Raw genomic sequence first — 14,925 nt, forward strand, 5'->3', positions numbered from 1 at the left:
AATATGGACCGAATTCAGTGGAAACGTAATACGATGGCACCATCTAGTGACAAGTTCTTGTCCGTTATGGATGTTAGAGAAATCAAGAAAGCTAAAGCGTTTCATGAAAGTTTTCCACAATATAGTGTAACTCCACTAGTATCGCTAGAAAAATTAGCATCTCATATCGGAGTTGATTCTCTCTTTGTAAAAGATGAGTCTTATCGCTTTGGCCTTAATGCTTTTAAGGTATTAGGTGGCTCCTATGCGATGGCAAAATATGTAGCTCAACAAACCGGTAAAAATGTTGAAGATGTACCATATGATGTATTAACTTCTCCACAATTAAAAGAAGAATTTGGTCAAGCTACATTCTTTACTGCTACTGATGGTAACCACGGTCGTGGCGTAGCATGGGCTGCTAATAAATTAGGTCAAAAAGCTGTAGTATTCATGCCTAAAGGCTCTACAGAATATCGTAGAAAACAAATTGAAAATGAAGGTGCTACCGTAACAATCGAAGAATTTAACTACGATGAATGTGTACGGTTAGCAACTAAAAAATCTAAAGAAGTTCCAAATGGTGTTGTAGTTCAAGACACCGCTTGGGAAGGTTACGAAGAAATTCCAAACTGGATCATGCAAGGCTATGGCACAATGGCTATGGAAACAGCAGAACAGTTAGAAGCTGCAAACTGCAAGGTACCAACTCATGTAGTGGTACAAGCTGGTGTAGGTTCTTTAGCAGGTTCTGTAGTAGGCTACTTTACTAATTTATATAGCAATGCAGCTAAGAAGCCTAAATTAGTAGTTGTAGAAGCTCAAGCAGCAGCTTGCTTATACAAAGGGGCTGTAGCTGATGATGGTAATCCTCGTATCGTTGAGGGTGATTTAGATACAATCATGGCAGGTTTAGCTTGTGGCGAACCAAATACAGTTTCTTGGGATATTTTAAGAAACCATGCGGATGTATTCGTATCTGCTCCTGATTGGGTAGCAAGACTTGGAATGCGCGTTGGTGGGGCACCAATTAAAGGTGACACACCAATTACGACCGGTGAATCTGGTGCAGTTCCATTAGGTCTTGTAACGGCAATTATGACAATGCCAGAATATGAAGACTTACGCAAGGAATTAGAATTAGATGCGTCTTCAAAGGTGCTCTGCTTCTCCACTGAAGGTGATACAGACCCTGAAAGATATAAAAACATTATGTGGTACGGTGAAGATCGTTAGGAGGCATTAATTATGGATTTACAAGCAATTAAACAAGCAGCAGCAACTTATGGACCAGCGATGACCAAGTTCTTACGTGAAATCGTAGCATTCCCTGGTGAAAGTGCAGAAGAAAAAGAACACGTTCAACGCATTGAAAAAGAAATGAAAGATCTTGGCTTTGACGAAGTTGAAGTAGACCCAATGGGTAACATTCTTGGTTACATGGGTACTGGTAAAACCCTAATTGCCTTCGACGCTCATATCGATACTGTAGGTATTGGTAATCGCGATAACTGGAACTTCGATCCTTATGAAGGTTTCGAAGATGAAACTAAAATCGGTGGTCGTGGTGTATCCGACCAATTAGGTGGTATCGTATCCGCTGTATACGGTGCTAAAATCATGAAAGACTTAGGTCTTTTAAGTGATAAATATCGCGTACTTGTTGTAGGTACAGTTCAAGAAGAAGACTGCGATGGCCTTTGCTGGGAATACATGATTAAAGAACGTAATATTCGTCCTGAATTCGTAGTATCCACTGAACCAACTGACGGTGGTATCTACCGTGGTCAACGTGGCCGTATGGAAATCCGCGTAGACGTACAAGGCGTATCTTGCCATGGTTCCGCTCCTGAACGCGGTGACAACGCAATCTACAAGATGGCTGACATCCTTCAAGATATCCGTGAATTGAATGCTAACTCTGCTGATGAAAGCACAAAAATTAAAGGTCTTGTTAAAATGCTTGACCCTAAATTCAATCCTGACCACTACGAAGAAGCTCGCTTCTTAGGTCGCGGTACTGTAACTACTTCCCAAATCTTCTACACTTCCCCAAGCCGTTGTGCAGTAGCTGACTCTTGCTCCGTTTCCTTAGACCGTCGTATGACAGCTGGTGAAACATGGCAATCCTGCTTGGCTGAAATCGAAGCTTTACCACATGTTAAAGAATATGGTGCAAAAGTATCCATGTACGAATATGCTCGTCCATCCTGGACTGGTTTAACATATCCAATCGAATGTTACTTCCCAACTTGGGTAATTCCTAAAGATCACAAAGTAACAGAAGCTTTGGAAGAAGCATACACTAGCTTGTATGGTAACGAACGTATCGGCGCTGAAGACACAGTTGAAATGCGTAAAGCTCGCCCATTGACTGATAAATGGACATTCTCCACTAATGGCGTATCCATCATGGGTCGTAATGGTATCCCTTGCATCGGCTTCGGTCCTGGCGCAGAAGCACAAGCACATGCTCCTAACGAAATCACATGGAAACAAGACCTTGTAACATGTGCAGCTGTATATGCATTATTACCATCCGTATACTGCAAAGACTAATATCATATACATTGAATTAGATCTATTTAAAATGGACATCATTAGAACATAGTTCATAACTACAAATTTAATACGGTACCTCACCATATGATGAGGTACCGAATAAAGTTAGATTCTAAGTAGCCCTTTAGGGAATTGAAAGAGAGGACTTACAGATGACAGACTTCAATAAAAGTATTGAAACTTTAAAAGGCTTAGACGTTAGCAAAATGTACGGCGAAGATTTCTTCCTTACATGGGAAAAATCTGAAGATGAATTAAAAGGTGTTTGGGCAGTAGCTGATGCGTTACGTGCTCTTAGAGAACGCAATATTTCCACTAAAGTATTCGACAGCGGCTTAGGCATTTCCTTATTCCGTGATAACTCCACAAGAACTCGCTTCTCCTTTGCTTCCGCTTGTAACCTTTTAGGTTTAGAAGTTCAAGACTTGGATGAAGGTAAATCCCAAATCGCTCACGGTGAAACAGTTCGTGAAACAGCTAACATGATTTCCTTCATGGCTGACGTTATCGGTATCCGCGATGATATGTACATCGGTAAAGGTAATGCTTACATGCATCAAGTATCCGATGCAGTAAAAGAAGGTCACGAAGATGGCGTATTAGAACAACGTCCTACACTTGTAAACTTACAATGCGATATCGATCATCCAACACAAATCATGGCTGATGCAGCTCATATTATCAAAGAATTTGGTGGTGTAGAAAACCTTAAAGGTAAAAAAATTGCTATGACTTGGGCGTACTCTCCATCTTATGGTAAACCTTTATCCGTACCTCAAGGTGCTATTGGTTTATTCACTCGTCTAGGTATGGAAGTTGTATTAGCACATCCAGAAGGCTACGAAGTAATGCCGGAAGTTGAAGAAATTGCTAAGAAACAAGCTGAAGAAAGCGGCGGTTCCTTCCGTAGAACTAACGACATGAAGGACGCTTTCAAAGATGCAGATATCGTATATCCTAAGAGCTGGGCTCCATTTGGTGCGATGGAAAAACGTACGAAACTATATGGCGAAAACGACCATGAAGGCATTAAAGCATTAGAAAAAGTTCTTCTTGAAGAAAATGGTAAACATAAAGATTGGGCATGTACTGAAGAGATGATGAGTCTCACTAAAGACGGTAAAGCTCTTTACTTACATTGCTTACCAGCAGATATTACAGGTGTAAGTTGTGAAGAAGGCGAAGTAGACGCAACAGTATTCGATCGCTATCGTATACCTCTTTATAAAGAAGCAAGCTACAAACCATATGTTATTGCAGCTATGATCTTCTTAAGCAAATTTAAGAATCCTGTAGAAACCTTAAAAGAATTAGAGCGGAAGGGAACTGACCGAGTTCAACCGTAAAGTAAAGTTTAGGGGCCATCCGTGATGATGGCTCCTTTTTATTCTAAATAGTTTGTTATGAGGCATAACATGAAAAAAAGAGTTGTAGTAGCATTAGGCGGGAATGCATTAGGTAATTCCCTTCCAGAACAAAAAATTGCCGTAAAAAGTACAGCTAAAACAATTATTGATTTAGTAGAAGCTAATTGTGATGTAGTAGTAACGCATGGCAATGGTCCTCAAATCGGTATGATCAACAATGCGATGGCTGCATTGACACGTGAAGTAAAAGGTCAACCAAATACACCATTGTCTGTATGTGTGGCTATGAGCCAAGCATATATTGGATATGACTTACAAAATGCGCTTCACGAAGAATTGTTAAATCGTGGTATTGAACATTTGCCAACTATGACAATGGTTACGCAAGTATTAGTTGATCAAAATGACCCTGGTTTTAAAAATCCTACAAAACCAATTGGTCACTTTATGACTAAAGAAGAAGCTGAATATGCAGAAAAAAATTACGATTATGTTGTAAAAGAAGATGCTGGCCGCGGTTATCGCCGTGTAGTAGCATCCCCAGCACCTAAAGAAATTATCGAAATCGAAGCGATTAAAGGCTTAGTAGGTAAACAATTAATCGTTGCTTGTGGCGGTGGCGGTATCCCTGTAACTAGAGAAGGTAATGAACTTCATGGTGCAGCAGCCGTTATTGATAAAGACTGGACTAGTAGCTTGTTAGCACAAGAAATTGATGCTGATGTACTTGTTATCTTAACAGCGGTTGAAAAAGTAGCCATTAATTTTGGTAAAGAAAATGAAAAATGGCTTGATGAAATCACAGTTGCAGAAGCTAAAGAATATGCAGCAGCAGGTGAATTCGCAGAAGGTTCTATGAAACCAAAAGTAGAAGCTGCCATTGCATTTGCAGAATCTAAAAAAGGCCGTGTTTCCATTATCACATTATTAGAAAAATCTAAGGATGGTATAGCAGGAAAAACAGGTACGCGTATAGTATTATAATAATATATAGATTTATAAGTATGCATCCAACGATTCGTTGGGGAGGTGCCCTATGATTATATTAGGAAAAGGTACTGTAATTACTCGCGATACTGATAGACCTATCATTTATGATGGCGCTGTTGTTATTGACGGAACTCAGATTATTGATATTGGCGCATATGATGAATTATGCAAAACATATAAAGAGGCTGAAGTTATTGATGCTCATGGCGGTTTGATTATGCCAGGCTTTATTAATGCACATCATCATATTTATTCCGCTCTTGCACGAGGCTTATCCTTACCAGGTCCAGCACCAACAAACTTTGGTGAAATTTTAGAAGGCCTATGGTTCTATTTAGATAATAAGCTGACAGCTCCGGATGTGAAGGCAAGCGCATTACTTACATATTTAGGTTGTATCGAAAATGGTGTAACTACTATTTTTGACCACCATGCAAGTTATGGCGAAACAGTTAATAGCCTATCTATTATTGCAGATGTAGCAAAACAGTTCGGCGTTCGCTCTTGTTTATGCTACGAAGTGTCTGACCGTAACGGTGTTGATCAGATGAAAGCCGCTGTTGCAGAAAATGTACGTTTTGGTAAAGAGGCTAAAAAAGATCCATCTAGACTCGCTGCTATGATGGGCTTACATGCATCCTTTACATTAAGTCCTGAAACATTAGATTATGTGAAAGCACAAAATGAAGACAAGTTAGGATATCACGTTCATGTTGCTGAAGGCCCAGAAGATGTGGCAGATAGTAAAGAAAAATATGGCATGACACCTGTAAGACGACTTGTAGAAGCTGGTATTTTAGGACCTAAGAGTATAGCTGGTCACTGCGTACACGTAACTGATCAAGATGTGGAATTATTAAAAGAATCTCAAGCTAAGGTTGTTCATAACCCTGAAAGTAACATGGGTAATGCAGTAGGCACAACAGATATCTTGAAGCTTTTAGGTGCAGGTATCACAGTTGGCCTTGGTACAGATGGCTATACAAATGACATGCTCGAATCCTACAAAGTTGCAAATTGTCTTGTAAAACATGAGCAACATAAACCATATGTAGGCTGGGGAGAAGTTCCTCATATGCTATTTGAAAACAACCGTAAAATGGCGAATGAATTCTTTGATACTACAGTAGGCATCCTTAAAAAAGGTGCCGCAGCTGACGTAATCGTTCTTGATTACGCAGCACCAACACCACTTGATGAAAATAACATCAATGGTCACTTATTATTCGGTGCTAATGGTATGTATGTGGTAACAACTATTAGTGATGGTGTACCACGTATGATTGACCGTAAATTACAAGGCATCGACAAAGCTGAAGTAATGAACGAAGTTTTAGCAACATCTAAAGGTTTATGGAAACGACTAAACCCATAACGCAAACGCTTTAAAGGAGTGTGACATTATGAGTGACATTATGTATCCGGTAAGTTTCGGAAAATTGATGAACCACATTATGACTGAGTACAAGATGTACAATCGTATTTACAATGTAAATAAAATTCATCGTATCAATCATGAACAACGTTTACCAATGTTTGGTAAATCTATTGAAAATCCTGTAGGCCCAGCAGCAGGTCCTAATACACAGTTGGCACAAAACATTGTGGCATCTTATGTAGCAGGTGCTCGTTGCATCGAATTAAAAACTGTACAAATTATGTACGGCGAAGAACTAGGTATTCCTAGACCTTGTATCTACTCTGTAGACGAAACATACAACGTAGAATGGTCTTCTGAATATAGCTGTGATGAAGCTGCTGATGAATATATCAAAGCATGGTTCGCTTTAAAATTAATCTCTAAAGAATTAGGATTAGGCGATCCAGATGGTTTCCTATTCATCATGAGTGTTGGTTACAACTTGGCTGGTATTAAGAGCCCAATGGTTGATAAATTTATCAACACAATGCGCAGTGCATCTCAATCTCCTATGTGGGATGAATGTAAACAATGGTGTCTTGATCATGTAAATGAATTTGAACATATCGATGCTGATTTCATCAACTCCATTAGCGATGAACTTTGCCAAGCAATTACATTGTCCACAATGCACGGTTGCCCAGCAGAAGAAATCGAATCGATTTGTTCTTACCTTATCAGTGAAAAAGGCCTTCATTTATACTTGAAATGCAATCCTACATTGTTAGGTCCAAAACGCATTAGAGAGTTATTAGATAATGCAGGCTTTGAATATATTGACTTTGAAGATCACCAATTCGAAGTTGACCTTCAATTTGATAAAGCTGTTCCAATGTTAGAACGTCTTATCGCTCTTGGTGAAAAACACAACAAGATCTTTGGCGTTAAATTGACAAATACATTCCCTGTACAAATTCACAACAATGAATTGCCAGGTGAGCAAATGTACATGTCTGGTAAATCCTTGTTACCTGTAACAATTGGGGTAGCTGAGCTCTTAAGTGCTCAATTCGGCGAACGCTTACCAATGTCTTACAGCGGTGGCGCTGTAAAACAAAATATCAAAGCTATCTTTGATTGTGGTATCTGGCCTGTAACAGTATGTACAATTCTTCTTCAAGGTGAAGGCTACAATACATTTAAAGGTTTAGCCGATGAAGTAGAATCTACTGATTACAACGCTGCTTTGAAAGTACATAAAGATCTAATCGCTAAACTTGCTAAAGATATTAGTGAAAATAAAATCTTCAAGAAGAGCGATGCAATGAAGAAAAAACGTGAAGCAATGCCATCCTTCCCAGGTACACGTAGTTCTGATTATCACTGCCGTGTAACATGTGGCTCTTGTGTTCGCGTATGTCCTAATAGATGTAATGAAGTCGTTACTGTAAATGATGCTAAATTGATTATCCATATTGATCAAAGCTGTAATGAATGTGGTAACTGTGCATGTCATTGCGTAGAACCTTGTCAACCATACAAGGATCGCATTACATTCTTCCACAATGCCGAAGCTTTAGCAGATAGTACAAATGATGGATTCTACATCACAGGCACTAGCTGTGGTTATCGCTTCAAAGGGGAAGAAGCCGTATGTGACATCGATGCATTACCTGAAGAATTGAAAGGAGTCGTACATGCCTTCTGTAAAGAGCATGTGTACTATGTATCATGATTATCATACAACAAGGGGACTTGGTCTTAACTGATCGAATCCTTACCGGAGATTTACTTATCGATGGCGACAAAATTGTCGCCATTGATGAACACCTTTCTGTTCCAGAAGGTGCTGAAGTTATTAATGCAAAAGGTTGCTATGTATTCCCTGGATTTATAGATCCTCATACACACTTTCAGATGACAAATGCCTTAGCGTCTACTGCGGATGATTTTGATAGTGGCACAAAGGCTGCTATCCTTGGCGGGACTACTTCAATTATCAATTTTGCTTCTCCTGAGGAAGGCTCCCTTTGTAAAGGTTTAGAAGTTCACAAGGAGCGTGCCGCAAGGCATTGCTCCTGTGACTACAAATTCCATATGGAGCTTGTAGAAATGAATGATACTGTGGCCAGTGAAATCCCAAAAGTGGTTGAAGCTGGTGTATCATCCTTTAAGGTATATTTAGCTTATGGCTTCCGTTTAACGGACCGTGAGATTTATGACGCTATTGAAGCTATAAAACCAACAGGCGCACTTGTAGGAGCTCACTGTGAAACTGGGGATCTCATCGATGCACTCGTAGCTGATAAACGTAAACGTGGTGAATTAGATGTAAGCAATCATCCACTCACAAGACCTGCCATGATTGAATCGGAAGCGATTAAGCGTTTTAGTACAATAGGTGCTGCATTAGAGTATCCAGTACATATTGTTCATGTAAGTTCTAAAGAGGGTATAGAAGAGGTTATTCGGGAACGAGACCTTGGACATAAAGTGACTTGTGAAACTTGCCCACAATATTTGGTGCTTGATGAATCACGATATAACTTACCTGATTTTGAAGGTGTTAAATATGTGATGAGTCCACCTTTGAGAACGATACAAGATCAAATGGCATTGAAGGATGCATTAGTAAATGGTCTATTCCAAACAATTGGTTCCGATCATTGTAGCTTTACCTTTAATGAACAAAAATTAAAGAGTCGACATGACTTTACCCGTATTCCTGGAGGTATTCCAGGCGCAGAGGAACGGGGTATCATCGCTTATGATGTGTTGGTAAATCAATGCAATATGAGCGCTGTAGATTTTATGAAATTAGTTAGTGAAAACCCTGCAAAACTTTATGGTATGTACCCTAAGAAGGGCACATTAGCCATAGGTAGCGATGGGGATATTACAATTGTTGATAAGCGCATTGAGCATGTGCTTTCAAAAGAGTCCGCCCATACAAAGGCTGACTATATACCTTATGAGGGCATATCCGTAACAGGCAAAGTTCGAGATGTTATCCTTAGAGGTCACCATGTGGTACAAGATGGATCCTTATTAGAATCATATCTTGGTGAATGTATTCCTTAATGAGAGGAGGGCTATATATGTACCGCTTTCAAGTGAATGGCACCCAACATGAGGTTCAAGAGGATCAACGTTTAATTGATTTCTTGAGAGCTGATTTGAAATTGACGGGCACTAAAGAAGGTTGTAGTGCTGGTGCTTGTGGTACGTGTACAGTAATTATAGACGGAAAAAAAGCAAAGGCTTGTGTAACTAAATTATCCCAATTAGATGGTAAATCAGTAGTAACAATTGAGGGCTTATCTGAACGGGAAAAAGCGGTATACACCTATGCTTTTGGTGAATGCGGAGCGGTGCAGTGTGGTTTCTGTATCCCAGGTATGATTATTAGTGCAAAAGTTTTGATTGATGAAAATAATGACCCTACATCTGACGATGTTAAAAAAGCTATTTTAGGCAATATCTGTCGTTGTACTGGTTATGTGAAAATCGAAGAAGGCATTATGCTGGCAGCAAAAATGTTCCGTGAGAACTTACCAGTTCCTGAAAAGGATACAAATGGTAATGTAGGTGCTCGTTTACATCGCGTTGATGCGGAGGAAAAAGCACTAGGTACTGGACAATATGCTGATGATATCCATATGGATGGCATGATTTACGCAAAAGCGTTGCGTTCTAAATACCCTCGTGCTAGAGTCGATCGCGTTGATGTGTCTAAAGCACTTGCACATCCTCAGTGTGTAACGGCTTTGACTGCTAAAGATGTACCATTCAATAAGACTGGTCACTTAGTGCCAGACTGGGATGTACTCATCGCAGAAGGTGATAATACTCGCTATGTTGGCGATGCAATTGCATTAGTAGCAACTACAGAAAAGAAATATTTGGACGAAGTTCTTGCTCTCGTTGAAGTTGATTATACAGAGTTAGAGCCTGTAGTAGACCCATTAGAAGCATTGAAACCGGATGCACCTCAATTACATCCAAATGGAAATGTATTGTCTCGTCAAACATTATCTCGTGGTGATGTAGATAAGGCTATTGCTGAGGCCGCATTTGTAGTGACAAATCACTATTCCACACCTCAAACAGATCATGCATTCATGGAACCTGAATGTGCTGTAGCATATCGTGAAGGCGATGTAATTCATCTCTATTCAGGTAGCCAAAATGTTTACGATGATCGTCATGAAGTATCTCGTATGCTTGGCATTCCTGAGGAATCTGTAAAAGTTCATAGCATGCTTGTAGGTGGTGGCTTTGGTGGTAAAGAGGACATGAGCGTACAGCATCATGCATCTCTTGTAGCATGGCTCACAGGCAAACCAACTAAGGTTCTCTTCTCCCGTCAAGAAAGTCTTAATATTCATCCTAAACGACATGCGATGGAGATGGATATTACTACTGCTTGTGATGCAGAAGGTAACTTGGTAGCAAGTAAGGTGAACATCGTATCTAACTGTGGTGCATATGCATCCTTAGGTGGTCCTGTACTTCAACGTGCAGGTACACACTCTTGTGGTCCTTACAAATTTGATAACTTTGCCTTTGATGGTGTTTGCGTTTACACAAATACTGTTCCTGGTGGTGCATTCCGCGGGTTCGGTGTAACACAAACCATCTTTGGTCAAGAACAAAACATTGATGAATTAGCTGCATTGGTAGGCATGGATCCTTGGGAGTTCCGTTATAAAAACGTTGTTCGCCCTGGTGATTCCTTACCAAACGGCCAAATTTGCTCCGAAGAAACTGCATTAGCAGAATGTTTGGAAGCCGTAAAAGATGCGTATTATGCATCTGATCGTACGGGCCTTGCAGTATGCTTGAAAAATAGTGGTATCGGTGTAGGGTTACCTGATACTGGTCGTGTTATCTTAGAAGTACGTGATGGTAAAGTTCGTATCCGTACTGGTGCAGCATGTATCGGTCAAGGTATGGCGACTATGGCTACTCAAGTGCTTTGTGAAACAACTGGCTTAACAGCGGATAAAGTATTTGTGGAACGTCCAGATACAGTACGTACACCAGACTCTGGTACAACTACTGCATCCCGTCAAACAGTATTCACTGGTGAAGCAACGCGTAAAGCAAGTCTTCGCTTGAAAGAAATGTTAGAAACTAAGACCTTAGAAGAATTGAATGGTGTAGAAATTTATGAAGAGTTCCTTGGTGAAACTGATCCATTCAACTCCGATAAACCACATCCAAAAAATCACGTTGCTTACGGTTATGGTGCTTGTGTAGCTAGAATTGATGAAGATAATAAAGTTGCTGAACTACATGTAGCATACGATGTAGGTCGTGTTGTAAATCCTCAATCTTGTGCTGGGCAAGCCGAAGGCGGTGCTATCATGGGTATGGGCTATGCAGTTACAGAAGACTTCCCTTATAAGGATGGCTATGTAACAGCTAAATATGGCACATTAGGTCTTCTTAGAGCCACACAATGTCCGCCAATTCATGTAAGCCTTATTGAAAAAGGGACACCGGAACAATATGCATATGGCGCTAAGGGTATTGGCGAAATCTCTAGTATCCCTATTGCACCAGCTATTGCAAATGCATATCGTCGTATCGACGGAGAACCACGTAGGTCCTTGCCGATTCAACATACAGGTTATAAAAAATAGAATATTTGCTTAATGGGTAGGGGCTACGGCCCCTGTCCATCAAGGTTCCCACGTGAAGTCTATGAGATTTTTAAACTCTATCAAGTACGATAGTATGACTATATTATTTACTAGTAACTAAAACGTAAGATATGAGGTGATTCTTATGAGTAAAGGTGTATCTGGTGTCAACCATGTAGATGGTATGTTGCCAATCCCGCAATTATTTGCTTATGGTTTACAGCACGTGTTAGCCATGTATGCTGGTGCCGTAGCGGTACCAATCATTATTGCGCAAGCCATGCATTTGCCAATTGAAGATTTAATTCGTTTGATCACAGCCGATTTGTTCACATGTGGTGTAGCTACATTGATTCAAACATTAGGCTTTGGTCCTGTTGGTGGTCGTATTCCTCTTATTCAAGGTGTAACATTTGCTTCTGTAGGTCCAATGATCCTGATTGGTCAACAGCATGATATTAATACCATTTATGGTGCTATTATCGTAGCCGGGCTGTTTACATTTGTTGTAGCACCATTCTTTAGCCGTTTGATTCGTCTATTCCCGCCTGTAGTAACAGGTACCATCATTACTATTATTGGTATTAACTTGATGCCAGTAGCGGTTAACTGGATGGGTGGCGGCGTAGGTAACAAAAACTTCGGCGATCCACTATACATAGCTCTTGGTGTAGCTACATTTATTCTCGTTATTTTGACATATCGATTTGGTAAAGGGTTCCTTGGTAATCTGGCTATTTTGGTAGGGCTTATCCTCGGTACTGCTCTAGCTATGATTTGTGGTATTACTGACTTCTCTGAAGTAGGTCGTTCTCAATGGATTTCCGTTGTAACACCATTCTACTTTGGCATGCCTACCTTTGATTTTGCATCTATTATTTCTATGATCATTGTAATGCTTGTAGTTATGGTAGAAACAACAGGTGATAGTATTGCGGTTGGTGAAATCGTAGACAAACCTATCGGCCAAAAAGAATTGGCTGCAGTGCTTCGCGCTGATGGTTTATCCACTTTAATTGGTGGTATCCTTAATAGCTTCCCTTACACTGCATTTGCTCAAAACGTTGGTCTTATTGCTGTAACACGTGTAAAAAGTCGCTTCGTTGTAGCCGCATCTGGTGTAATCTTGATTTTATTAGGTTTATTCCCTAAGTTAGCAGCTATTGTAGCTTGTATCCCAAATGCTGTATTAGGCGGTGCAGGTATCGCAATGTTTGGTATGATTATTGCCAGCGGTATTCGCTCCCTTGGTAAAGTTAACTTCGATGGTAACTACAACTTGATGCTCGTAGCAATTAGTATTGGGGTATCCATGATTCCATTGGCAGCGCCTCAATTCTATGCTCACTTCCCAGCTTGGGCACAAATTCTTTTGAAATCTGGTATCACAGCTGGTAGTATCGTAGCCGTTCTTTTGAATGTAGTATTCAATGGCTTCGGTTATAAAACAGTTAATGAACCTAACCGTGCAACACGTAAATATCGTCACTTCACACGATTCAAAGGTTATCCTAAACATTTCTATCAATAAGATATAGTTAAATTAATTAATTCTCATACGATTACATGTATTGTCTCTCACGGTAGAAACCTTGTTTATATAGGTAAAAAATCTATATACATGTTTTCGCTCTTTCCAAAAGGTCTCACTCTAGTTTTAGAGTGGGGCCTTTTTTTGTATGGAATCGTGTACTACTTTGGTATATAATTAAATAATATTATTGCAAAGGAGACGCATTATGAAAGACGAGCGATTTATAGTTACGTATCGAATAGAAGCAAGTTCGTATGAAGAGGCAAAGGCCATTGCCTGGGCTGTTCAGGTAGAACAAACCATAGAGTTTCCTTATGAGTTTGTAACGGATCCGTACATTAAAGGCACTATCACTGGCAGATTGGAGTCCTTAGAACCTATGAGTTCTGATTCTACATATGCCAATGTAGGGGTTATGCCTAATGTTACGATAAATCCGTCTCATTACTATGTGGCTCGTATTTCCTATCTTGTAGATACAACAGCGCTAGAAGCAACGCAATTCTTAAACGTAGTCTTTGGTAACTCATCGTTACAACCACATATTTGGGTAGTTGATATTGAACTCTGTCCAACTTTATATGATGTATTTAAAGGCCCTCAATTTGGCTTGCAAGGACTTCGTCAATTGGTTGAAACGCCAACGCGCCCTATGATTCAGGCTGTAGTAAAACCTATGGGAACACCGAATGAAGAGCTCGCTCGCATGTGCGGTGCTTATACACGTGGTGGGGCCGATGTTATCAAGGATGACCATGGCATCTCTAATCAGTCATTCTCTCAATTTAAGGATCGTGTAAAGCGATGTGCTGCTATGGTGCGTGAAATGAATGAAGCCCATGGTACACATACATTATATGCTGCCAATGTATCTGGTGATGGCACAGACGTAATAGAACGAGCTTATTTTGCTAAAGAAGCAGGTGCCACAGCTCTTATGGTGGCTTCCGGTCTTGTTGGCTTTGGATGGCTTCATAAATTAGCAAGTGATGAAAAGTTAGGCTTACCAATCATTCATCATCCTGCTTACTCTGGTGGCTTTGTGAGCCCTGGTGTATCTGGTATTGCCGACTATTTGCAATTGGGATTGTTACCACGTATCTTTGGTGCAGATATGCCTATATTTGTATCTTATGGCGGCCGATTTACTTTCACCGAAGATCAATGTAAGAGAATTTCCTCTTATATTAAACATCCATTTGGATTGATGAAAGCCGCCTGTCCAGCACCGGGTGGTGGTGTAACAGATGCTCGGCTTAATGAGCTGGTAGAGTTGTACGGAAATGATACGATGTTCCTCGTTGGAGGCGATATGTTCCGTCGTGGACCAGATCTTGAGTCGAATATGGCGTATTTTGTTAATCGATTAGAAGAACTGTCACAATTGAAACAATAATAGTTGGCCAATGGTGATGTCACGTTTTGTTGGGCTGACTTTCAGAAGCAGGAGAAAGCTTTCCCTTCAGATACTGCTCCATCATCAAA

Annotated in this window: 10 protein-coding genes; all 10 read left to right on the forward strand. The window is 40.2% G+C overall.

All coding sequences use genetic code 11. From position 1 onward, the window contains the following. The first annotated feature begins 3 nt into the window (after positions 1-3). Complete coding sequence (dpaL, locus tag QZR70_RS01980; protein WP_005385973.1) at positions 4-1,215, forward strand: diaminopropionate ammonia-lyase; 1,212 nt, start codon at positions 4-6, stop codon at positions 1,213-1,215. Between the two features lie 12 nt (positions 1,216-1,227). Continuing rightward, positions 1,228-2,538, forward strand: coding sequence for a YgeY family selenium metabolism-linked hydrolase (locus QZR70_RS01985; RefSeq protein WP_119208547.1), 1,311 nt, complete (start codon positions 1,228-1,230; stop codon positions 2,536-2,538). Between the two features lie 155 nt (positions 2,539-2,693). Further along, the gene (gene ygeW, locus QZR70_RS01990; RefSeq protein WP_295780577.1) at positions 2,694-3,887 is read left to right on the forward strand and encodes a knotted carbamoyltransferase YgeW; all 1,194 of its coding nucleotides are present in this window, start codon (positions 2,694-2,696) and stop codon (positions 3,885-3,887) included. A gap of 69 nt (positions 3,888-3,956) precedes the next feature. Continuing rightward, positions 3,957-4,892: a carbamate kinase gene (arcC, locus tag QZR70_RS01995; protein WP_105089456.1), complete on the forward strand. Its 936-nt coding sequence runs from the start codon at positions 3,957-3,959 to the stop codon at positions 4,890-4,892. Between the two features lie 52 nt (positions 4,893-4,944). Continuing rightward, positions 4,945-6,273, forward strand: a complete 1,329-nt coding sequence (gene ssnA / locus QZR70_RS02000; protein ID WP_295792730.1) for a putative aminohydrolase SsnA — start codon at positions 4,945-4,947, stop codon at positions 6,271-6,273. Positions 6,274-6,301: 28 nt separating this feature from the next. Beyond that, positions 6,302-7,993, forward strand: coding sequence for a selenate reductase (locus tag QZR70_RS02005; RefSeq protein ID WP_295792733.1), 1,692 nt, complete (start codon positions 6,302-6,304; stop codon positions 7,991-7,993). Further along, positions 7,990-9,339 (forward strand): dihydropyrimidinase, encoded by a 1,350-nt coding sequence (hydA, locus tag QZR70_RS02010; RefSeq protein ID WP_295792734.1) that lies wholly within the window; start codon positions 7,990-7,992, stop codon positions 9,337-9,339. The genes QZR70_RS02005 and hydA overlap by 4 nt, the downstream gene beginning before the upstream one ends. A gap of 17 nt (positions 9,340-9,356) precedes the next feature. Next, complete coding sequence (gene xdh, locus QZR70_RS02015) at positions 9,357-11,906, forward strand: selenium-dependent xanthine dehydrogenase (protein WP_295792739.1); 2,550 nt, start codon at positions 9,357-9,359, stop codon at positions 11,904-11,906. 145 nt (positions 11,907-12,051) lie between these two features. Continuing rightward, complete coding sequence (locus QZR70_RS02020; RefSeq protein WP_105085927.1) at positions 12,052-13,437, forward strand: nucleobase:cation symporter-2 family protein; 1,386 nt, start codon at positions 12,052-12,054, stop codon at positions 13,435-13,437. A 208-nt stretch (positions 13,438-13,645) separates the two neighbouring features. After that, the gene (locus QZR70_RS02025) at positions 13,646-14,836 is read left to right on the forward strand and encodes a RuBisCO large subunit C-terminal-like domain-containing protein (protein WP_295792742.1); all 1,191 of its coding nucleotides are present in this window, start codon (positions 13,646-13,648) and stop codon (positions 14,834-14,836) included. Positions 14,837-14,925: the final 89 nt, after the last annotated feature.

Source organism: uncultured Veillonella sp. (assembly GCF_900545205.1).
GTDB lineage: Bacteria > Bacillota > Negativicutes > Veillonellales > Veillonellaceae > Veillonella.

Bases quoted from the DNA above. Each gene is read 5' to 3' on its own strand.
- dpaL (WP_005385973.1), top strand. From the start codon at position 4: ATGGACCGAATTCAGTGGAAACGTAATACGATGGCACCATCTAGTGAC.
- QZR70_RS01985 (WP_119208547.1), top strand. From the start codon at position 1,228: ATGGATTTACAAGCAATTAAACAAGCAGCAGCAACTTATGGACCAGCG.
- ygeW (WP_295780577.1), top strand. From the start codon at position 2,694: ATGACAGACTTCAATAAAAGTATTGAAACTTTAAAAGGCTTAGACGTT.
- arcC (WP_105089456.1), top strand. From the start codon at position 3,957: ATGAAAAAAAGAGTTGTAGTAGCATTAGGCGGGAATGCATTAGGTAAT.
- ssnA (WP_295792730.1), top strand. From the start codon at position 4,945: ATGATTATATTAGGAAAAGGTACTGTAATTACTCGCGATACTGATAGA.
- QZR70_RS02005 (WP_295792733.1), top strand. From the start codon at position 6,302: ATGAGTGACATTATGTATCCGGTAAGTTTCGGAAAATTGATGAACCAC.
- hydA (WP_295792734.1), top strand. From the start codon at position 7,990: ATGATTATCATACAACAAGGGGACTTGGTCTTAACTGATCGAATCCTT.
- xdh (WP_295792739.1), top strand. From the start codon at position 9,357: ATGTACCGCTTTCAAGTGAATGGCACCCAACATGAGGTTCAAGAGGAT.
- QZR70_RS02020 (WP_105085927.1), top strand. From the start codon at position 12,052: ATGAGTAAAGGTGTATCTGGTGTCAACCATGTAGATGGTATGTTGCCA.
- QZR70_RS02025 (WP_295792742.1), top strand. From the start codon at position 13,646: ATGAAAGACGAGCGATTTATAGTTACGTATCGAATAGAAGCAAGTTCG.